Raw genomic sequence first — 19,985 nt, forward strand, 5'->3', positions numbered from 1 at the left:
GCAGAGTTTTTTTGAGCATAATGTTTTTTGAGGGATAGGGGCTATGATACAATGACATAAGTTGAACCTTTCACTAGGTGAAGTATTGTTGTATACATATATTTGGAAGGAGAAGAAGTATGAAAAAGCATTTATATATAAACGGAAATTGGAAATCTGTAAACACGTATAAACCATTATACGCACCATATTCTGAAGAAACATTAGCGGAAATTGCACAAGGAACGGAAGAAGATGTAAAAGAGGCTGTTACTGCTGCAAAAAATGCAATGACAAAAATGAATACATTATCTGCATATGATCGTGCGACTATTTTAGAGAAAGTTGCACAAAAAATGGATGAAAGAAGAGAAGAATTTGCAGAGATTATTGCAAAAGAAGCTGCAAAACCAATACGTGCTGCAAGGGGAGAAGTAGATCGTACTGTTCAAACGTACAAATTTGCAGCTGAAGAAGCGAAGCGTATATATGGTGAGACATTGCCATTAGACGCCGCACCTGGTGCAGATGGGCGTATTGCATATACAATCCGAAAGCCGATTGGGGTTATAGGGGCTATTACACCATTTAATTTCCCATTAAATTTAGTAGCGCATAAAGTTGGACCAGCAATCGCTGCCGGAAATACAGTTGTATTAAAGCCAGCTGATCAAACGCCATTATCATCTTATGCATTAGTTGAGTTATTTGAAGAGGCAGGATTGCCAAATGGAGCTTTAAATATCATTTCTGGCCCTGGCCCCACGGTTGGTGAGGCAATCGTCAAAAATGATTACGTTGCTTCTATTACTTTTACCGGAAGTCCAAAAGTTGGAATCGGAATAAAACAAAAGGCTGGGCTAAAACGAGTTACGTTAGAACTAGGCTCAAATGCTGCTGTTATTATTGATGAAGATGTAGAGTTAACAGATGAAATAATTGAACGTGTAAAATGGGGAGCATTTGTTAATAATGGGCAAGTTTGTATTTCAGTACAACGTATTTTTGTACATGAAACGAAAATACATGAATTTCTCTCAAAGCTAAAGGAAGCGATGGAATTAGTTGTTGTTGGTGATCCATTGCTTGAGGAAACGGATGTATCAGCTTTAATTTCAAAAAAAGATGTAGAGCGAATTGATATGTGGGTTCAAGAAGCAATTAAGGAAGGAGCAACTGTTTTATGTGGTGGTAAGAAGCAGGATGCAAGAATTTTTGAACCGACTGTATTAACAAATGTTCCAGATCATGTATCTGTGCAGTGCCAAGAAGTATTCGGTCCACTCATGACAGTAAATACATTTAAAGAATTTGATGAAGCGATTGAGCAAGTAAATAATTCGCGTTACGGCTTACAGGCAGGAGTATTTACAAATAATTTATTTAAAGCAATGCGTGCAATTGATGAGCTAGAGGTTGGTGGTGTCATGATTAATGATATTCCAACGTTCAGAGTAGATCATATGCCTTATGGTGGTGTGAAAGAAAGTGGCACGGGACGCGAAGGAATTAAATATGCAATAGAAGAAATGACAGAAATGAAATTAGTATGTATTAAAAAATAAAGTGGAAAAACTTAAAACTTGCACTAAAAAACGAGTAGGAAATGTTTACGATTCCATACTCGTTTTTTACGCTTCTAGTAACTATTTAATTAAGTGTAACTTTTACTTCATTTCTTGTTTGAAAATAGTATCTTCTACATAAATTTGTTCTTTATCTATAGCAGTAGCATGAGTTAATACTAAACCGATTGGTGTTTTTGTATCTTTATTTTGAACAATTGTAAAAGGAACATTTTTTTCGTTTGCTAATTTAATGTATTTTGATAAATGTGGGTAAGCAATGCCACCATTTAGGAGGAGTTGTAATGATTGAGAAGAGCGCATGCTACCCGCCACTTCAGAGTATACATTACTTTGCATTACTTGACCGATTGTTAAAGCGATTTCCACACGCTCACGTAATGTAGTTAAATACATATTACGTTCTTCTGGTTTGTTTTGCTTTTGGCCGTAAATGCCTTCTTGGAGATAATCTTCCACATTTTTATTTACCATATTTTTCACACCTTTCATTTTCTATTGTACGCAAGAATTAAAAATGATGCAAAAAAAAGTCGTTTTGACTACGGAAATAATGAAAATATGTGAAGGAAAAAGGGGATTTGTATACAATTAGTTAAATAAGAAAGAAAAAATAATTTTATCAACAGAAATTAACAAAATGTGACAAAAATCTATTAACGAATCGTATTTTTTGTGTTAATATTCAAAATATAAAGGGTATTCGTCGTATGGAAATGGAGGGAATGGAGGTTTTTCCAATCGATAAGGATATTAAAGAAATATTTTGTTCACACTTGAAAAACAATAGGCACCAATTCGTAGAGAACTGGAAAAACAAAATGATAATTTCCGAAAAAGATCCATTTAAACTAGAAGTAGTTCAAAATGGAGAGGATTTACTAGAGTTAATTATCGAACTTACTATGGAAGATAAAGATATAAATTATCTTCAACCGTTATGTGAGAAAATTGCTATTGAACGTGCTGGAGCAGATGCGAATATTGGAGATTTTGTTTATAACGCAAACGTGGGAAGAAATGAACTTTTCGAAGCGATGTGTGAATTAGATGTTAGCGCTCGTGAATTGAAACCAATTATGGCAAAAATACATACTTGTTTTGACAAATTAATTTATTATACCGTTTTAAAATACTCGGAAATTATATCGAAGAATTTAGAGGAAAAACAGCAATATATTAACGAAACACATAAAGAAAGGCTGACGATTTTAGGGCAAATGTCAGCTAGTTTTGTACATGAATTTCGTAATCCGCTTACTTCCATTATGGGGTTTGTTAAATTATTAAAGGCGGATCATCCGAGTTTATCGTATTTAGATATTATTTCGCATGAATTAGATCAATTAAATTTTCGTATTTCGCAATTTTTACTCGTATCGAAAAAAGAAATGTGGAATGAATCGGAACGGTTTTGGCTTAATGACTTGTTTCAAGACATTATACAATTCTTATATCCGAGTTTGGTCAATGCGAATGTTTTGATTGAAAAGAATTTACCGTATCCAATTCCGCTTGTTGGTTATCGGAGTGAAGTGAGACAAGTATTTTTAAACATATTAATGAATTCAATTGATGCTCTTGAATCAATGAAAGAAGAACGAAAAATTATCATTGATGTATTTGAAGAAGATCAAGCTATTCGAATTGTGATAAAAAATAATGGACCAATGATTCCAGCTGAAAATGTAGAAACGATTTTTGAACCATTTGTAACTACTAAAAAGTTAGGAACTGGTATTGGATTATTTGTATGTAAACAAATTGTGGAAAAACATAATGGATCCATTATGTGTCGATCAGATAACGATTGGACAGAATTTCAAATTGCATTTCAAAAATAAACAGTCTACACCAAATGAATGGTGTAGACTGTTTTAATTTGTGAGTATAACGGCTTCTAATTTAGGATCTTTAGTTGAATAACCTACTATTGAAATTGTATAAATAACATTTGGTTCAACATTGAATTTCGGTATAGTCAATAAAACGTTTTTATTATCTGCGAGTGAAATTTCAATATCTGCTGTACCAGGGCTAACTTGCAAAAAATCTGTTATTTGTTTAAAGAGTACATTTTCAAATAAATGATCCCCATCTTTTAAATCTACGTTTACAACAGGGGTATCTGGAGAGAAATGTGCAAACCGTATTTTGGCTTGACCAGCTGGTAAATGTGTATTATCAAGTATAGGCTGTAATTGTAGGTGATTATCACTATTTATTGCAGCAAGAGTATAAGTATGATTTCCCATTATTGGTACCAACGCTGAAAAGATTGGAGTTTCATTTCCGACAGGAACAATATCTATACGGTATTTACCTTGCACTAATGATAAATAAGGGCTGAATTGCTTAAATGAAATATTTTTAATAACCTTTTGTCCGTTTACTAAAATGTCAACCGCTGGTATATTTGGATCGGCATGAAAAATTCTTATATGTGACGGTAAAGCAGCTTCTTGTGAGTCTCTTGTTTCATACGCCTGTACAAGTTTTGATAGTGCATCGTAATATTTCATATATAATTCTATATATTTTTTAGGATTATGAAACTGATAGTAACGTGCGAGTTGTTCGTATTGTGTAACTTCTTGTCCATATTTTTCGATTTCAGATTGAGACATGAACATTCCTCCTTTGTCATCATTAAAACTATATGCGAAGCAAGAAAGCGGTTATGCAAAAAAAATGATTTTATAAAGGGAAAATTAAAAATTGACAACAAATATGTTTTCATAAAGAGGTGCTGGTGCTTACGAGAATTTCGCAGAGTAAAGCAGTACATATGACTGTACGAAAGTAAAATAAATGCCAAATTGAAAGTGCATTTCAATTAACATATTGAATACATGTCCAAAAATCGCTAGAAAACTAGGGATTTTTTTAATTATAGGCAAATACACATACAAAGTGATAATTGTCCTACATAAATTATAAAGGAAAGATACTTTGAATCTGAGGAAAGGAGTGCCACTTCGGGATAGGGATATCCCGATAGTAATTGTGAATGAAGTTATGAAAAGGTTTTGTGTTATAGGCTGTAGGATGAATTTGTAAACTTCATTTTTCTATTTATTTTAGCAATTGACAGTATTAACCCATAAGAGAGCGTCATGACGAACTGATTAGTGTGGTTAATCGGTTCTTTTTTTATAGTTTAAAACTGAAAAGTTTACATAATGAATAGGAATCTGAATTGATTAGTAAGGTGGGTGTCGAAATTTGTTTTAAAATATGCAATTTAAAGTAGGATAATAGGAAGGAGTTTAACGGGAGTTCCGTCGAAGTGTACAGAATGTCGGCATTTAAGGACAGTTGGCATTATGCTATAAAAACATTTGGTGATGTAGTCATTTCATATAAAAAGGAGGGTTATTTGGGCGTATAGAAAAGGGTTGGTCTTCGGTTTTTTAGTTCTGAATTTTCTGTTTTATAAAAATTTTTAAGCACTCATTTGTATATTTTATAATAGTTTTTTGATAAATTCACTGCTTTTGCAGAGGATTCTTTTTTATGAAAGAAACGTCAATTTTCTTCATATATATATACAAATTGGAGAAATGGGGGAGCGCTATGCGCGATTACTTAATTAAACCACTTGTTGGTCAGCCGTATCCAATGATTTCACATGGAAAAGGTGTTTATTTGTATGATCAAAATGGCAATAAATATTTTGATGGTTCGTCAGGAGCAATTACGGCAGGTATTGGGCATGGCGTAAAGGAGATTGCAGACGTTATTAAAAAGCAAGCTGAGGAGATTGCTTTCGTTTATAGATCACAGTTTACGAGTGAACCAGCTGAAAAATTAGCGAAGAAGTTAAGTGATTTAAGTGTAGGAGATTTGAACTGGAGTTTTTTTGTAAATAGTGGCACGGAAGCGAATGAAACAGCTATGAAAATTGCAATTCAGCATTTTCAAGAGCGAGGTATTCAAGGGAAACATAAAATTTTATCAAGATGGATGAGTTATCACGGTATTACGATGGGTGCTTTATCGATGTCTGGGCATCCACTACGTAGACAACGTTTCGTATCTATTTTGGAAGATTATCCGACTATACCAGCTCCATATTGTTTCAGATGTCCTGTTCAAAAAGTATATCCAACTTGTCAGCTGGCATGTGCGACTGAACTAGAAAGATCAATTGAAAGAATTGGTGCAGAGCATATTGCTGCTTTTATTGCTGAGCCGATTATCGGAGCAGCTGGAGGCGCGGTTGTTCCGCCGAAAGACTATTATAAAGTCATTAAAGAGATTTGCGACCATTACGATATTTTATTTATTGCGGATGAAGTAATGACTGGGCTTGGTCGTACTGGAGCATGGTTTGCGATGGAGCATTGGGGCGTAGAGCCGGATATTATGACACTTGGTAAAGGGTTAGGAGCGGGATATACACCGATGGCAGCGACAGTTGTAAGTGATCGTGTTATGGAACCAATATTACGTGGATCACGTTCAGTAATGAGTGGTCATACGTTAAGTGCAAATCCATTGTCTGCAGCAACGGCTTTAGCTGTTATTGAATATATGGAGAAACATAATCTTCCTGAAAAAACAGCAGAAAAGGGAGAGTATTTAATAAAAGGCTTACAGAAAGTTCAGCAACAATCGACAATCATTGCTGATGTGCGCGGAAAAGGGTTGCTAATCGGGGTAGAATTGCAACCGTTTACAAAAGCGTCAGAGCTTATTTCAGTTGCAGCTAAAAATGGTCTGCTGTTATACCAAGCAGTTTCAGGGCAAGCAGGAAAAGAAGATAGTGCACTGCTTGTAGCACCGCCAATGACAACTACATATTCCGAGTTAGATGAATTACTTTCAATTTTCTCTAAAAGTGTGGAAGAGATGATGCAAAAAGGAGGGCATAGTATCGCATGACAACTATTACAAATACATTCGGTAAATTAAAAGAAATTGAGGAAGTAATTTCTTTGTTCCATGATGATATGACATTGATGTTTGGGGGATTTGGAGGGATTGGATCCCCTCCATCTTTAATACAGGCAATTTTAGAAAAAGGCGTTACAAATTTAAATTTAATTGGAAATGACACTGGATTTCCTGATGTAGGTATCGGTCGTCTTGTTACAAATGAAAGAGTTAAATCAATAATTACTTCTCACATTGGCTCCAATCCAAATGCAGGAAGGCAACTAAACGAGGGAAGGTTACAAATTGAGTTTTCTCCGCAGGGAACATTAGCAGAGCGTATTCGCGCTGGTGGCGTTGGTCTTGGTGGTGTTTTAGTTGATGTTGGTGTTGATACGATTGTGGAAGAGGGAAAACGAACAGTTGAAATGAATGGTAAGACCTACTTAGTTGAAACAGCATTAACTGCTGAAGTTTCAATTGTATATGCGAAAAAGGCAGATCCATTTGGTAACCTTGTATTTGACAAAAGTGCACGAAATATGAATCCCCATGTAGCTATGGCTGGGGATATAACAATTGTAGAAGCAGAAGAAATAGTCCCGCTTGGAAGTTTAGATCCAGAGGAAATTGTCGTTCCAGGTGTTTTCGTAAATTATATTGTACTGTCGGAAGGAGTGAACTGGAAATGGGTATGGGCGTAGAAGTGAGGGATAAGATTGCTAGGCGTGCGGCGAAAGAAATACAAAATGGTATGATTGTAAATTTAGGTATTGGCATACCATCGCTTGTACCAAATCATTTGCCTGAAGATATAAATGTTATGTTTCATGCGGAAAATGGAATCGTCGGCATGGGACCAACGCCAAGTAAAGGGAATGAAGATGAAAATTTGTGTAATGCAGCAGGTTTACCAACTTCTCTTATAACAGGAGCGAGTTATTTCGATAGCTGCACAGCGTTTGGGATGATTCGAAAAGGTTTGCTAGACATAACGATTCTTGGTTCATTACAAGTAAGTGAAAATGGTGATTTAGCAAACTGGATTGTACCTGGAAAACGTGTTCCAGGTATTGGTGGAGCAATGGATTTAGCACAAAAAGCGAAGCGGGTCGTTGTTGTGATGAATCATGTTGATAAGTACGGAAATGCAAAAATTGTTTCAGAGTGTACATTGCCATTAACTTCAAAGAAATGTGTAGATTTAATTATTACTGATATGGCAGTCATGGAGGTAACTCCGAGTGGACTTATATTACAAGAATTAATGAGCCCATACACAGTAGAAGATGTAAAACGACATACAGAAGCTGATTTTCAAATTAGTTCTAACTTACTAGTAATTGAATGAAGGGAGATGTAATATATGGAGCAATTAAAAAAGCAAGTTTGTGATTATATTGAGAGCCATGAAGAGGAAAGTGTGAAATTTTTAAAACGATTAATTCAAGAAAAGAGCGTATCTGGTGATGAAAGCGGTGCGCAGGCAATTGTGATTGAAAAATTACGTGAATTAGGTTTAGAGCTCGATATATGGGAGCCTTCTTTTTCTAAAATGAAAGATCATCCTTATTTTGTATCACCCCGTACAAGTTTTTCAGATAGCCCAAATATTGTAGCAACTTTAAAAGGAAGTGGCGACGGGAAATCTATGATATTGAATGGGCATATTGATGTAGTTCCAGAAGGGGATGTGAATCAGTGGGAACATCATCCTTATAGCGGTGAGAAAATCGGAAATCGTATATATGGCCGTGGAACGACGGATATGAAGGGCGGAAATGTCGCACTTATGCTTGCGATGGAAGCGATTATTGAATCTAACATTGAATTAAAAGGAGACATCTATTTTCAAAGTGTAATAGAAGAGGAAAGTGGCGGAGCAGGGACATTAGCAACTATATTACGAGGATATAAGGCAGATGGTGTCATTATTCCGGAGCCTACTAATATGAAGTTTTTCCCGAAACAACAAGGTTCCATGTGGTTTCGTCTACGTGTAAAAGGGAAAGCTGCACACGGTGGAACGCGCTATGAAGGGGTTAGTGCAATTGAAAAAAGTATGTTTGTTATAGAACATGTAAGAAAGCTAGAGGAGAAAAGAAATAGTCGAATTACAGATCCGTTATTTAAAGAAATTCCGATTCCAATTCCAATTAACATTGGGAAAATTGAAGGAGGGAGTTGGCCAAGTTCTGTTCCCGATGAATTAATTTTAGAAGGAAGATGCGGTGTTGCGCCGAATGAGACTATAGAGGCGGCAAAAGAAGAGTTTGAGAATTGGATTGCTGAATTAAATGATGTGGACAATTGGTTTGTTGAAAATCCAGTAGAAGTAGAATGGTTTGGAGCGAGATGGGTTCCTGGTGAACTAGAAGAGAATCATGAACTCATTACGACACTTCATCACAACTTTGTTGAAATCGAAGGGAACGAACCAATTATTGAAGCATCTCCGTGGGGGACTGATGGAGGTTTATTTACACAAATTGCAAACGTACCAACAATAGTATTTGGTCCAGGAGAGACGAAAGTAGCACACTATCCAAACGAATATATAGAAGTTGATAAAATGATAGCTGCCGCAAAAATTATTGCATGTACATTACTAGATTGGTGTGAGGTGAAAAGATGAAATACTATGAATCTTTTAGAGAACAGACGAATTGTTATACAGTAGAAGGTGTTTTAGATTATTTTAATAAGCGTATTCGGGTAGATCACTATACAGGAAATGTTGAAAGTATTATACAGACAATTGACGAACTAGCAGAGAAACATTCTTTCACTAAATGTATTATTAAAGGAAAGGGAGAGCATGTTTCAACATGGCTCTCTTTCGGTTTTTTGTTGGAAGCAACGATACCTCATTATTTTCAAGGACACGATGCATACTTTTTTGTGAAATATAATAATGATGAAAGACGAAATAGTATGCATTGGATTGAGGAAGATACTATATTAAGCGGTGTAAAAGGAAAAGAAATAAAAGAAAAAGTAGTTCCAGAGAAATTTTTGCTGAGAAAAGCGACTGAAGAAGATGCAGAAGAATTAGCAACTGTATTCGGAAAAGTATTTGAAGTGTATCCGACACCTTTAAATGAAGCGAGTTATGTATTACAGACGATGAAAGAAGACGATACGATTTACTACGTGTATGAATTTGAGGGGAAAATTATTAGTACAGCATCTGCAGAAATGAACATAAAGGAAGGGAATGCAGAATTAACGAATTGTGCTACTTTACCTGAATACCGTAAACATGGATTTATGAAAAGTTTACTAATTAAATTAGAGGAAGAACTTCAAGAAAGATCTATTTTCTGCTCCTATACAATTGCTCGATCGCTTTCTTTCGGAATGAATGCTGCCTTTCATCAATTAGGCTATACGTATACAGGAAGACTGGCGAATAATTGCTACATTTTCGATAAGTTGGAAGATATGAATATATGGGTGAAAGATCTATCTAGCTATTCGAAAGCAGTAAAACTTCCGCCTCAAAATTTGGCTGTAAAGCAAAACAGTTAGGTGGAGCTGGGTGTTTGAAAAAGCCGTACTAATTAGAGTTTCGAGTTATCTAATGAAAATATAAAATTGATTAAAATTATAGAACGGAATCGTCATGCTTACAATCGCACATAGGTGTGCCGAAAATTCGGCATGTAATTGCTGGATTTTCGGCAAGAGGGGGGATGACATTGCTAGCAGTTTCGACACAAGAAGTCATTGAAGCGATTTTGGGCAGTATTGATGAGGCTATACACGCTGTAGATGAAAATGGAATTACAATATTTTATAATTCTGTAGCTGCAAAACACGATGGATCGAAGATTGAAAAAGTGTTAGGGAAACATCTGTTAGAAGCGTTCCCGTCTTTATCAAGGGAAACGAGTACATTGATGAAAGTACTAGATACAAAAAAACCTATCGTACATCAGGTACAACATTATCAAAATTTAAATGGTGAAGATGTTTGTACAGTAAATACGACGTTACCTATTTTTATAGATGGGAATATTGCTGGGGCTGTTGAAATTGCAAAGGATTACTCTACAATTCAAAAGCTTACTGACACAATTGTTGACTTACAGTCGAAAATAAAGCGATCATCTAGAAAAAAAGTGATTAAAAAGCACGCTGCATTTGAGACGATAGTGACAAATGATACGCGGTTTAAACAGACGAAAGAGTTAGCACAAAAAGTAGCACCAACAGACGCGAATGTTTTAATATATGGTGAAACAGGAACAGGAAAAGAACTGTTCGTACAAGCAATTCATGAAGCTTCTAAAAGAAAAAACAAGCCATTTATTGCACAAAACTGTGCAGCTTTACCAGAGTCGCTATTAGAAAGTTTATTGTTTGGAACGACAAAAGGAAGCTATACGGGAGCGATTGAAAGAGCTGGGCTATTTGAACTTGTTGATGGTGGTACATTATTTTTAGATGAACTGAATTCAATGCCTCTTGATTTGCAGGCAAAAATGTTACGAGTGTTAGAAGATGGAGTCATTAGAAGAATTGGTGATAATAAGACGAGAAAAGTAGATGTTCGTGTTATTACCGCGATGAACCAGCCTCCAGAAATATGTTTACGAGAGAATAAAATTCGCACTGATTTATATTATCGCTTAAACGTATTTTCATTATATATCCCACCGCTTCGTGAAAGAACTGAGGATGTACTATTATTAGCATCTTATTTTTTGAAAGAATATAATAAAAGTTATAAAAAAGGTGTACTTCAAATTGATGAGGAAGCGAAAGATAGACTGCAAGCTTATCAGTGGCCTGGAAATGTACGGGAGTTAAAACATACGATTGAACATGCTGTTATTATTGCAGAAGGGAATACATTAACAGCCAATTGTTTACCACGTACATTTCGGAAAGAGAAGTTTTCGAAGAAGAAGGGTATAATGCCACTTAGAGAAGCACTTCATCAAACAGAAAAAGAATTAATAGATCAAGCGTTGATTGAAACGGAAGGGAATATATTACAAGCCGCAAAAATGTTGGGTATCCCTCGTCAAACGCTTCAATATAAACTGAGCAAGTACGACAAAACCGCCGAATAATCGGCGGTTTTTGTGTGTTTGCACGAATAAAAGAGCGTTTACATATATAAAAAGTAATGAATATGATGTTAAGTATTGATTTCATACAACGCTTAAAAATATTTTTTCGCTTATGTAATAGGGTTCTCCGCACATTTACTTATCAACAATGTAAAGTTGGCATAACTATTGCTTATATAAAGGATGAGCGTATAAAAAGGGGGAATAGCAATGTTACATGATGTATACAAACCAAATCGTCACTGGAAGGATATCGAATTATGGAAAGATGTTACTGAAGAGCAATGGAATGATTGGGTTTGGCAATTAACGAATACGATCAAAACGTTAGATGACTTAAGAAAAGTAATTAACTTAACACCTGAAGAAGAAGAGGGCGTTAAAATTTCAACGAAAACGATCCCGTTAAACATTACACCGTACTATGCTTGGCTAATGAATCCTGATGATCCACGCTGTCCGATTCGGATGCAATCAGTACCGATTTCGGAAGAGTTATATAAAACAAAATATGATTTAGAAGACCCACTTCACGAAGACGAAGATTCACCAGTTCCAGGGCTAACACATCGCTATCCGGACCGTGTACTATTCTTAGTAACAAATCAATGTTCTATGTATTGTCGTTACTGTACACGTCGTCGTTTTAGTGGACAAATTGGAATGGGTGTACCGAAGAAACAATTAGATGATGCAATTGCTTATATTCGTGAAACGCCACAAGTACGAGATGTATTAATCTCCGGTGGTGACGGACTTCTAATTAACGATAAAATTTTAGAATATGTATTAAAAAATTTACGAGAGATTCCGCATGTTGAGATTATTCGTATCGGAACGAGAGCACCAGTAGTATTCCCACAACGTATTACAGAAAACTTATGTAACATTATTAAAAAATACCATCCAGTATGGTTAAATACACATTTCAATACATCTATTGAAATTACTGAAGAATCGAAAAAGGCATGTGAAATGTTAGCGAATGCTGGTGTTCCAGTCGGAAACCAAGCAGTAATTTTAGCTGGTATTAACGACAGCGTTCCAATTATGAAAAAACTTATGCATGACTTAGTAAAAATCCGTGTACGTCCATACTACATTTATCAATGTGACTTATCTGAAGGTATCGGTCACTTCCGTGCACCAGTATCTAAAGGTCTTGAAATTATTGAAGGTTTACGTGGACACACATCTGGTTATGCTGTTCCGACATTCGTTGTTGATGCGCCAGGCGGAGGCGGTAAAATTGCACTTCAACCAAACTATTTAATCTCACAAAGTGCAGATAAAGTTGTACTTCGTAACTTTGAAGGTGTTATTACGACGTATCCAGAGCCAGAGAGCTATATTCCAGGAAGAGCGGAAGGATACTTTAAAGAGATTTATCCGAACTACGAAGAAAAACGTTCAGATGTTGGTATCGCAGGTCTTATGAGCGATAAGAAATTTAACCTCGTTCCAGACGACTTACAGCGTATGAACCGTCGTAAAGACTACGAAGATAATGATACTCACGCATCTTTAAAAGATAAACGTGATAAGCGCGATCAATTAAAAGATAAAAAATATCAAGCACAAATGGCTAAATTAGAAGAAAACGACAAAAAAACTGAGGGTGATGCAGTATGAATTGTATGTGGTGTGACAGTACAGAAGCGAAAGAAAGCTTGAATACTGTATATTGGGAATTACCAGATGGTACGAAAGCCATTGAAATCCAAGAGACACCATGTATTTCTTGTTCCTCGTGCGGGATGGACTATCAATCAGACCATACAGTAAAAGAAATTGAAGATCAATTATTCTTAATTTACACGAAAGATTTACCAAAACAACTAACATATGAAGAATTAATGGGAAGACCGCGTCTATTAAAAAGAAATTATTTCGACTTTTAACCAGCTTTTATGCTGGTTTTTTTCTTTTTTGCCTTGTATAATGTACCCAAGTTAGAAAGGTAGGGAATATTTTTGAAAAAGACATTTTACCATTATATGATGAAGCATCGTGCAGCTTTATTTAGAAATGAAATTTCAGATTTAGCAGAGGCGATGTATGATGATTTAAGTTTTCCGAAGCAATCTGAAGACTATGATGAAATTAGTTCATACTTAGAGTTGAGCGGAATGCTAGAAAGTATGTCTATATTTGATGAAGCCTGGGATTTATACATACAAGATAGATAAAAACTATTTGAAAACATACAGAATACATTACTTTATTTAAAGTGAAGTATTCTGTATGTTTTTTTATTATGAAATTTGTTGATTTGAAGCTAGTCTAGTTACTAGCTTTTGTTTGAGTGTAATGTAAATTTTATAAGATTATATTTTTTATTGAAAAAATTTATGAATATAAGCTTCTGTGATAAGCGTTTTTATGTAGGTTGCATATACTGATATCAAAATCACGACGTCAAAAAAAGGAGAGATAGAGATGGCAAGAAAAAAACAACCTAAATACAACGTAGGGGACATAGTCGTGATTACGCTATATGGAACCGTTGGGAAAATCACAAATATGAAGGTTTTAGATGGAGTTTATGTATACGAAGTCAATAATCACGATGGATTTTACGTAGAGCAAACATTGCAGCACGTTACAGAGCAAGATATGAAAAAGGGCGATACGGAGTGGATTGAATTAAATTATAATTTCACGTTTGGTGATCTTGTGCAAGTAACTGGATATGATAAAGATGTTTTCCGTATTGTTGGTTTTCGTACAGAAGTATGGAGATATAAGAATGACGCATGGGAAGATACAATTTATGAATTGTCACGGATTACGGATGGTGAATGGTTAGAAGCGGATGAATCAGATTTAACGTTACTCGCCAATGCTCAAACGGCAAATGCAATTTTGAAGAAAATGAAACAAGATAAAGCAGGTATGAATAAATTAGATTTAGGAAAGTTAAAGTCAATTAACAACTCGAAAAAAGTGAGTGTTAAGACGAATCGTCAAGAAATCATTGATGGATTACTTGATATTTATAACGATTATCAATTATTGTTCGATACATTTAAAGATGAAGAATATAAAATTGTAATGGATGTTGTTCATAATTATTTAGTTAAATTGACAGAGAAAAAATAGTTAACTAGAAAGAGAGAATAAATTGAACAACAACATATGCAGTATAAGGTATGCCTACAACTATTAAAAAAATAAAAAGCCACTTTATAAGAGAGTCTGCCCATTGATCTTCATGCATGAACTCTTCTTTTGTTTGTCCTACTTCATATTGATTTTCCATTATTATTTCCCCCTTTGAATAGCTTGTACTACAATCGTATGCATCTCGTCCAAAGCTTATGACCTATAAAAAAATAAAATCTATTTTTCTAATCTCATATACATAATTTTGAGATTTTTTCATAAAACAGAAATAAAGGAGTGATGCTCATGAAGGAAATTGAAGTCGTGATTGATACGGAAGAGATTGCGGAGTTTTTTTATGAGCAACTAATTGAAAGAGGGTACGTCCCAAAACGAGAAGAAATTGAAGATCTCGCAGATATTACATTTGAGTATTTATTAGAGAAATGCATGATTGATGAAGTTTTTGATGAAGAGGATGAATGAAAGTAACGACGGGCATAACTCGTCGTTTTTTACTCTTTACAAACCTGTCACAAATATAGTCAATAATTATTGGTATAATGAAAAGGAAATTTTACTCAAGAGGTGAAGGAATGTTCAAAAAAATTATTGATTCTTTATTAGGAAAGAAAAAATATCGTTCGTATTCAAGTAGTGATTATCGTCGTAGAGGGCGCTCGTATTCAAGTAGCGATTATAAACGACGTTCATCTGGTTATGGACATCAACATTATAAAAGAAAACGTAAAAGCCGTAGCTTCTTTTCAAGTAGCTGATGAAATGGCGTCGTGTACTAGCATTATTTGATAGACCACTGCGAAAAAATACAATTGTTGCAGAGCGTTATAAAATTGAATCAGTAATTGGAATGGGCAGTTATGGGGTTACATATGTCGTTAATGATTTACAAATAAATAGATATAAAGTCTTAAAACAATTAAGACAAAGTAAACAAAGATATGAGTCTGGTAGAAAATCATTTGAACAAGAGAAAATGATCTTACAAACATTAAATCATCATGCAATTCCTAGTCTATATGATCATTTCCTATGGGAGAAAAAGAGCTTCTTTGTGATGGAGTACATGCCTGGTAAAAATTTTGAAGATTATATTTTCATAGATGGGTATGTATATACAGAACGCGAAGTTTTTGAGATTTTATATGAAATATTAGAAATTGTATCGGTGTTTCATAGTGAAGGCATTATTCATCGAGATTTACGCATTCCAAACATACTAATGAAAGAAAATCAAATTAGTATTATCGATTTTGGATTAGCTAAATGGAAAGGTGAAGATGATGAGCGAGCTACAACTTACGAAGGTGAACAAGCTTTGATGCGAGAAGTTCACTTTCGTAGCGACTTTTATGCGCTCGGTCATTTCTCATTATTTTTATTATATGCAGGATATGAATCTAATGAAAAACAGGAAAAACCATGGTACGAAGAATTAACTTTGGAACATTATAATCGTGAAATGCTTATGCGAATGTTACAAATAAAAACGCCGTACTATGAGAATGTACAAGATTTAAAACAAGATGTAGCTTCTGCTTTAGAAAGGATGGAGACTCCATGTTTCAAAAGTTTTTAGCAAGCGTTGGTATTGGAAGTGCAAAGGTAGATACTGTTCTTGAAAAAGATGAGTATATTGTTGGGGAAGAAATAGTTGGAAAGGTTCATATAACTGGAGGTTCAGTTAGCCAACAAATTGAAAGCATTTACTTAACATTATCGACGTCGTATGTACGAGAAGTGGATGATAAAAAAGTAACAGCAACATATGATTTAGAGCGAGTACGCTTAACAGAACCTTTTTCTGTAGAACCGAATGAAAAAGTTGAAATTCCATTTTCTTTTCCAATGCCAATTGAAGCACCACTTACACTTGGTATGAAAACGGTTTGGATTCATACAGGTCTTGATATTAAACGTAGTATAGACCCAAGTGACCGCGACTACGTTCAAGTGTTACCTAATGCATTATTAAGTAGTGTTTTAGATAGTGTAAATGAATTAGGGTTTAAAGCACGTCATATAGAATGTGAAGAATTACCACATCGATTACGTAAGCAAGTTCCATTCGCACAAGAATTTGAGTTTATTCCGGTTTCTGGAGAGCATTATGGGAAATTAGATGAATTAGAATTATTAATCTTGCCACGTGCATACGACCGACTAGAAATTATTATGGAAGTAGATAGAAAATCACGTGGATTAGCTGGTTTATTCGCTGAGGCGCTTGATCTTGATGAGAAGGTGATTCGTTTTACCGTAACAAGAGAAGATATCCCTGAGATGAAGCAAAAAATTAATAATTATATTTTTTAATAAACTATGCATAAAAAAGAAATGGAGAGGAAAACTAAAACAACCGCTCCATTTTTTTGCATAGTGAGGTTATGTATGTGAAACGATATCGACATTTATACTTGCTAAGTTTTATGTTACTCATTTGTTTTGTCGTATTATCACTTTCGTATCATACCGCTTGTATTGAGAACTTTGACAATATAGTCGCACATTTTATTCAAAGCTTTCGAAACGATTATTTGACGACCTATTTTACTTGGGTGTCTTTTATCGGTTCCAAAAGAATATATTTTCCATTACTCATTATTCTTGTAATGTATTTTCTCGTTAGAAAAAAGTTACTTAGTGCGTTACTTCTAACAATTAATTACTACGGATCTCGTTATTTAAACAGTATGCTTAAACTATGGTACGAACGAGCAAGACCTGATGTCACGCAGCTTGTTACTGCAACTGGATATAGTTTTCCGAGCGGTCATACGATGAATGCTACTGCTTTTTTAGGATTTATTGCATACGTCACAATTACTGAAGAGCGTATTTCGTTGCATAAAAAATTGTTAATTATTCTTATAGCAAGCTTTGTTGTATTATCTATTTCAGTTAGCCGAATATATCTTGGCGTGCACTATCCATCTGACATATTAGCAGGATGGGCAGCTGGCGGTAGCTGGCTCGTTTTATGTGTTATATTCCATAAAACGTTCATAAAAAAAGAACCTATGTCATAATAGGTTCTTTTTTCATTGGCTCAACATGAATGTGTGCATGGTAAATTCCAAATTTTTTGCGCAGCATAGCTTCGATGTTGTCGGTAATACAGTGACTTTCTCCAACATCCATGCGAGCATCTACTTCAATTGTAATATCAACGTACGTTTGATTCCCATACATACGTGCTCGAATATCTACAATGTTTTCCACACCGCCAATATGCTCAATAGCATCAGCGTATTCTTCCATTTTATCAGGATCAATTCCATCTGTTAGCATATGAGAAGATTCTACGAAAATCTCCCATGCAGTTTTACAAATAATAAGACCGACAATTAAAGCGGCAATAGGGTCTAAAATAGGCATTTGGAACTGAGAACCGACAATACCTACTACGGTACCAATGCTTACGAGTGCATCTGATAAATTATCCTTTGCAGCGGCTTCTAATGATTTACTTTTTGTTCGTGCTGCAATTTTTTTCGTATACAAATACACGCAGTACATAACGACAGCAGAAAATAAAGCAACCCATGCAGCGAGTACATTAGGCGCTGCTTGTTTCGGATTTAAGAAAGATTGAATGGCACTAATAACAACTTCTAATCCGACTGTTGCCATAATGAAGGACGCAACAAGTGATGCGATTTGTTCGGCACGCGAATGCCCATACGGATGATCTGGGTCACGAGGTTTACGAGATATTTTTAGACCAATTAATATCGCTAAAGAAGCACCGATATCCGTTAAGTTATTTAAACCGTCAGCGCGTAATGCGCTAGAGAGGGTAATATAACTGATGATGATTTTCATAGAGGATAAAAATATGTAGGCCATAATGCTGACAATAGCACCTTTATCAGCTTCTTTATGAGAAAGAGTATCCATTTTAATCACTCACCTTTCTTTAAAGGAATTTCTTTCTATAAATAGAGTATCAAACGAAAGTCGTGTGGGTCTATACAAACATTGTTGACGTTTTATAGCTTTTTAAGAAGGGGATAACAAAGTTTCGTAAAGGAAAAATATGTTGAAAAGTACAAAGTCAAGGTGTGAACCTAATTGGAGTTTATTTACTAAAGAGATAGGAGGGTAGATGGATGAGGAAACGAATACTTTTCTTACTACGTATTATTCTTATCATGACAAGGTGTAATTCATTAAACCATGAAAAACTTCAAAAGATAATTGTGAAAATAGATGAAAACCCTCTGAAAAATATTTTCCAGAGGGCTTTCATTTTAGTATGCTTCTAAAAACTCAGTAACTTGCTCTTCTGTTTTTGCATTAGCACTATGTAAGTGGCCTAGCTTCTCACCGTTTTGGTATACAAGTAAACTTGGAATACCCATTACTTGATACTCTTCAGCGATACTTGGAAACTCATCTTTATTGATAGAGTACCATTCAAATTTATTGAACTCTTCCATTACATCTCCGATAAAGTTGTCCATACGTACGCAATCTGGGCACCATGTAGTAAAGAACTTAACAACTACAGGCTCCTCGCTTGCGATGATGTCTTTGAATTCTTGTTCTGTTTTAATTTCTTTCATAAGTAAAACTCCTTTCAATATCACACGAATTTATATGCAAAATTCGTATTTGCAAACATGTTGCAAACTTATTATTTGTTTTTTAGTTTTGTAGTTCGTTCACACTTATAAAATTATATGTAACATGACTGCGCTACTAAGTGTGAAAATAATGGAACCTCACTTTTCTTTATAAGCTTTTTCCAGGATTGTGTCAAACTTTTGAATTTTATACAGAAATTAAAGAAGCCCACACTTTGATTGAGTATGGGCAGAGTGACTAAAATTAATCGCTTATTAATTTCGAATAGATATTTAAATCGATAAGCTTTCCAGCTGATTTTTCGCTCTTTCTCAGAATCCCTTCTAGATTAATTAACTTTTATTATACAAGAAAATAACTACATTGAACAAAAGCGTTAATTGGAGGTAACGAAATGACAAACTCATCAATTGAATATTGCGTTCAGTGTGATTAAGAAAGTGGTGTATAAAGATGGGACGAGATGAGAGTTACTTCCGAGCTAAAAAAAGAGTAGATAATTTAAACTCATTTTACATGCATTTAACCATCTACATACTAGTCAATCTGATGCTTTTTTACTTTTTAAGTAGTGAATTAGCTATTTTTTATTTTATAAAGAAATAACTCGGAAGCTCATATCCTTTCATGATAATATAAGGTGAAGAGGAAGGCCTTCCCTCTAATTATTAGTACACACTAATAAGGTTTTACGGGTAGTTAATTTTTTATCTAACTTCCTCGTATGTACTGAATTTTAATGTGA

At 34.8% G+C, this 19,985-nt stretch carries 22 protein-coding genes and 1 pseudogene; 18 read left to right on the forward strand and 5 right to left on the reverse strand.

Annotated features, from left to right (window positions below; translation table 11 throughout):
- The first annotated feature begins 119 nt into the window (after positions 1-119).
- Positions 120-1,544 carry an aldehyde dehydrogenase family protein gene (locus ACTL4X_RS11045; protein WP_441395025.1) on the forward strand — a complete coding sequence of 475 codons (1,425 nt, stop codon included), beginning with the start codon at positions 120-122 and terminating at the stop codon, positions 1,542-1,544.
- Between the two features lie 102 nt (positions 1,545-1,646).
- Here the strand turns inward: ACTL4X_RS11045 and ACTL4X_RS11050 are convergent, their stop codons facing one another.
- Complete coding sequence (locus ACTL4X_RS11050) at positions 1,647-2,039, reverse strand: YueI family protein (protein ID WP_000247558.1); 393 nt, start codon at positions 2,037-2,039, stop codon at positions 1,647-1,649.
- 236 nt (positions 2,040-2,275) lie between these two features.
- Between ACTL4X_RS11050 and ACTL4X_RS11055 the strand changes: the two genes are divergently transcribed.
- Positions 2,276-3,409, forward strand: coding sequence for a BA2291 family sporulation histidine kinase (locus tag ACTL4X_RS11055; RefSeq protein ID WP_000425086.1), 1,134 nt, complete (start codon positions 2,276-2,278; stop codon positions 3,407-3,409).
- 33 nt (positions 3,410-3,442) lie between these two features.
- On the opposite strand, the gene ACTL4X_RS11060 is transcribed toward ACTL4X_RS11055, so the two are convergent.
- Positions 3,443-4,192 carry a DUF4397 domain-containing protein gene (locus ACTL4X_RS11060; protein WP_441395026.1) on the reverse strand — a complete coding sequence of 250 codons (750 nt, stop codon included), beginning with the start codon at positions 4,190-4,192 and terminating at the stop codon, positions 3,443-3,445.
- Between the two features lie 949 nt (positions 4,193-5,141).
- Here ACTL4X_RS11060 and ACTL4X_RS11065 point away from each other — a divergent pair.
- The 10 genes from ACTL4X_RS11065 (at position 5,142) to ACTL4X_RS11110 (ending at position 14,626) form a co-directional block, all read left to right on the forward strand.
- Positions 5,142-6,452: an aspartate aminotransferase family protein gene (locus tag ACTL4X_RS11065; protein ID WP_001205882.1), complete on the forward strand. Its 1,311-nt coding sequence runs from the start codon at positions 5,142-5,144 to the stop codon at positions 6,450-6,452.
- Positions 6,449-7,147, forward strand: a complete 699-nt coding sequence (gene atoD, locus ACTL4X_RS11070; protein WP_441395027.1) for an acetate CoA-transferase subunit alpha — start codon at positions 6,449-6,451, stop codon at positions 7,145-7,147. The genes ACTL4X_RS11065 and atoD overlap by 4 nt, the downstream gene beginning before the upstream one ends.
- Positions 7,132-7,794, forward strand: coding sequence for a CoA transferase subunit B (locus tag ACTL4X_RS11075; protein WP_000525293.1), 663 nt, complete (start codon positions 7,132-7,134; stop codon positions 7,792-7,794). Before atoD ends, ACTL4X_RS11075 begins: the two co-directional genes overlap by 16 nt.
- A 15-nt stretch (positions 7,795-7,809) precedes the next feature.
- Positions 7,810-9,078: a peptidase gene (locus ACTL4X_RS11080; RefSeq protein ID WP_000436699.1), complete on the forward strand. Its 1,269-nt coding sequence runs from the start codon at positions 7,810-7,812 to the stop codon at positions 9,076-9,078.
- The gene (gene ablB, locus ACTL4X_RS11085; RefSeq protein WP_000878594.1) at positions 9,075-9,974 is read left to right on the forward strand and encodes a putative beta-lysine N-acetyltransferase; all 900 of its coding nucleotides are present in this window, start codon (positions 9,075-9,077) and stop codon (positions 9,972-9,974) included. Before ACTL4X_RS11080 ends, ablB begins: the two co-directional genes overlap by 4 nt.
- A gap of 164 nt (positions 9,975-10,138) precedes the next feature.
- Positions 10,139-11,524 (forward strand): arginine utilization transcriptional regulator RocR, encoded by a 1,386-nt coding sequence (gene rocR, locus ACTL4X_RS11090; protein ID WP_011110073.1) that lies wholly within the window; start codon positions 10,139-10,141, stop codon positions 11,522-11,524.
- 210 nt (positions 11,525-11,734) lie between these two features.
- Entirely contained in the window at positions 11,735-13,156 is a 1,422-nt protein-coding gene (gene ablA / locus ACTL4X_RS11095) for a lysine 2,3-aminomutase (protein WP_000902142.1), read from the forward strand.
- Entirely contained in the window at positions 13,153-13,425 is a 273-nt protein-coding gene (locus ACTL4X_RS11100; RefSeq protein WP_000995763.1) for a YokU family protein, read from the forward strand. The genes ablA and ACTL4X_RS11100 overlap by 4 nt, the downstream gene beginning before the upstream one ends.
- A gap of 72 nt (positions 13,426-13,497) precedes the next feature.
- A complete protein-coding gene (locus ACTL4X_RS11105) occupies positions 13,498-13,713 on the forward strand; it encodes a YozE family protein (protein WP_000750717.1) in 216 nt (71 codons plus the stop codon).
- A 250-nt stretch (positions 13,714-13,963) separates the two neighbouring features.
- Positions 13,964-14,626 carry a hypothetical protein gene (locus tag ACTL4X_RS11110; RefSeq protein ID WP_000101499.1) on the forward strand — a complete coding sequence of 221 codons (663 nt, stop codon included), beginning with the start codon at positions 13,964-13,966 and terminating at the stop codon, positions 14,624-14,626.
- Between the two features lie 4 nt (positions 14,627-14,630).
- Here the strand turns inward: ACTL4X_RS11110 and ACTL4X_RS11115 are convergent, their stop codons facing one another.
- The gene (locus ACTL4X_RS11115; RefSeq protein ID WP_000431486.1) at positions 14,631-14,786 is read right to left on the reverse strand and encodes a DUF3930 family protein; all 156 of its coding nucleotides are present in this window, start codon (positions 14,784-14,786) and stop codon (positions 14,631-14,633) included.
- Between the two features lie 149 nt (positions 14,787-14,935).
- On the opposite strand from ACTL4X_RS11115, the gene ACTL4X_RS11120 reads away from it, so the two are divergent.
- The 5 genes from ACTL4X_RS11120 (at position 14,936) to ACTL4X_RS11140 (ending at position 17,679) form a co-directional block, all read left to right on the forward strand.
- Positions 14,936-15,115, forward strand: coding sequence for a YozD family protein (locus ACTL4X_RS11120; RefSeq protein WP_000658451.1), 180 nt, complete (start codon positions 14,936-14,938; stop codon positions 15,113-15,115).
- A gap of 110 nt (positions 15,116-15,225) precedes the next feature.
- A complete protein-coding gene (locus ACTL4X_RS11125; RefSeq protein ID WP_000473371.1) occupies positions 15,226-15,408 on the forward strand; it encodes a hypothetical protein in 183 nt (60 codons plus the stop codon).
- The gene (locus ACTL4X_RS11130; RefSeq protein WP_000872063.1) at positions 15,408-16,229 is read left to right on the forward strand and encodes a serine/threonine protein kinase; all 822 of its coding nucleotides are present in this window, start codon (positions 15,408-15,410) and stop codon (positions 16,227-16,229) included. Before ACTL4X_RS11125 ends, ACTL4X_RS11130 begins: the two co-directional genes overlap by 1 nt.
- Positions 16,211-16,966, forward strand: coding sequence for a sporulation protein (locus tag ACTL4X_RS11135; RefSeq protein WP_000486625.1), 756 nt, complete (start codon positions 16,211-16,213; stop codon positions 16,964-16,966). Before ACTL4X_RS11130 ends, ACTL4X_RS11135 begins: the two co-directional genes overlap by 19 nt.
- 77 nt (positions 16,967-17,043) lie before the next feature.
- Positions 17,044-17,679: a phosphatase PAP2 family protein gene (locus tag ACTL4X_RS11140; protein WP_441395028.1), complete on the forward strand. Its 636-nt coding sequence runs from the start codon at positions 17,044-17,046 to the stop codon at positions 17,677-17,679.
- On the opposite strand, the gene ACTL4X_RS11145 is transcribed toward ACTL4X_RS11140, so the two are convergent.
- Complete coding sequence (locus ACTL4X_RS11145) at positions 17,669-18,550, reverse strand: cation diffusion facilitator family transporter (RefSeq protein WP_000380385.1); 882 nt, start codon at positions 18,548-18,550, stop codon at positions 17,669-17,671. The genes ACTL4X_RS11140 and ACTL4X_RS11145 overlap by 11 nt on opposite strands.
- Before the next feature lie 353 nt (positions 18,551-18,903).
- On the reverse strand, positions 18,904-19,218 hold the full coding sequence (locus ACTL4X_RS11150) for a thioredoxin family protein (protein ID WP_000658787.1): 315 nt from the start codon (positions 19,216-19,218) through the stop codon (positions 18,904-18,906).
- Positions 19,219-19,693: 475 nt separating this feature from the next.
- Between ACTL4X_RS11150 and ACTL4X_RS11155 the strand changes: the two are divergent.
- Positions 19,694-19,798: pseudogene (locus ACTL4X_RS11155) on the forward strand (2TM domain-containing protein); the annotation flags it as partial.
- Positions 19,799-19,985: the final 187 nt, after the last annotated feature.

Origin of the sequence: Bacillus sp. RE35, assembly GCF_052146655.1 — a bacterium.
Taxonomy (GTDB): domain Bacteria; phylum Bacillota; class Bacilli; order Bacillales; family Bacillaceae_G; genus Bacillus_A; species Bacillus_A cereus.

Coding starts and splice junctions, on each gene's coding strand:
- rocR (WP_011110073.1), top strand. CDS start 10,139: ATGACATTGCTAGCAGTTTCGACACAAGAAGTCATTGAAGCGATTTTG.
- ACTL4X_RS11055 (WP_000425086.1), top strand. CDS start 2,276: ATGGAAATGGAGGGAATGGAGGTTTTTCCAATCGATAAGGATATTAAA.
- atoD (WP_441395027.1), top strand. CDS start 6,449: ATGACAACTATTACAAATACATTCGGTAAATTAAAAGAAATTGAGGAA.
- ACTL4X_RS11045 (WP_441395025.1), top strand. CDS start 120: ATGAAAAAGCATTTATATATAAACGGAAATTGGAAATCTGTAAACACG.
- ACTL4X_RS11150 (WP_000658787.1), bottom strand. CDS start 19,218: ATGAAAGAAATTAAAACAGAACAAGAATTCAAAGACATCATCGCAAGC.
- ACTL4X_RS11075 (WP_000525293.1), top strand. CDS start 7,132: ATGGGTATGGGCGTAGAAGTGAGGGATAAGATTGCTAGGCGTGCGGCG.
- ACTL4X_RS11100 (WP_000995763.1), top strand. CDS start 13,153: ATGAATTGTATGTGGTGTGACAGTACAGAAGCGAAAGAAAGCTTGAAT.
- ACTL4X_RS11125 (WP_000473371.1), top strand. CDS start 15,226: ATGTTCAAAAAAATTATTGATTCTTTATTAGGAAAGAAAAAATATCGT.
- ACTL4X_RS11065 (WP_001205882.1), top strand. CDS start 5,142: ATGCGCGATTACTTAATTAAACCACTTGTTGGTCAGCCGTATCCAATG.
- ACTL4X_RS11120 (WP_000658451.1), top strand. CDS start 14,936: ATGAAGGAAATTGAAGTCGTGATTGATACGGAAGAGATTGCGGAGTTT.
- ACTL4X_RS11130 (WP_000872063.1), top strand. CDS start 15,408: ATGAAATGGCGTCGTGTACTAGCATTATTTGATAGACCACTGCGAAAA.
- ablB (WP_000878594.1), top strand. CDS start 9,075: ATGAAATACTATGAATCTTTTAGAGAACAGACGAATTGTTATACAGTA.
- ablA (WP_000902142.1), top strand. CDS start 11,735: ATGTTACATGATGTATACAAACCAAATCGTCACTGGAAGGATATCGAA.
- ACTL4X_RS11110 (WP_000101499.1), top strand. CDS start 13,964: ATGGCAAGAAAAAAACAACCTAAATACAACGTAGGGGACATAGTCGTG.
- ACTL4X_RS11135 (WP_000486625.1), top strand. CDS start 16,211: ATGTTTCAAAAGTTTTTAGCAAGCGTTGGTATTGGAAGTGCAAAGGTA.
- ACTL4X_RS11115 (WP_000431486.1), bottom strand. CDS start 14,786: ATGGAAAATCAATATGAAGTAGGACAAACAAAAGAAGAGTTCATGCAT.
- ACTL4X_RS11050 (WP_000247558.1), bottom strand. CDS start 2,039: ATGGTAAATAAAAATGTGGAAGATTATCTCCAAGAAGGCATTTACGGC.
- ACTL4X_RS11145 (WP_000380385.1), bottom strand. CDS start 18,550: ATGGATACTCTTTCTCATAAAGAAGCTGATAAAGGTGCTATTGTCAGC.
- ACTL4X_RS11080 (WP_000436699.1), top strand. CDS start 7,810: ATGGAGCAATTAAAAAAGCAAGTTTGTGATTATATTGAGAGCCATGAA.
- ACTL4X_RS11060 (WP_441395026.1), bottom strand. CDS start 4,192: ATGTCTCAATCTGAAATCGAAAAATATGGACAAGAAGTTACACAATAC.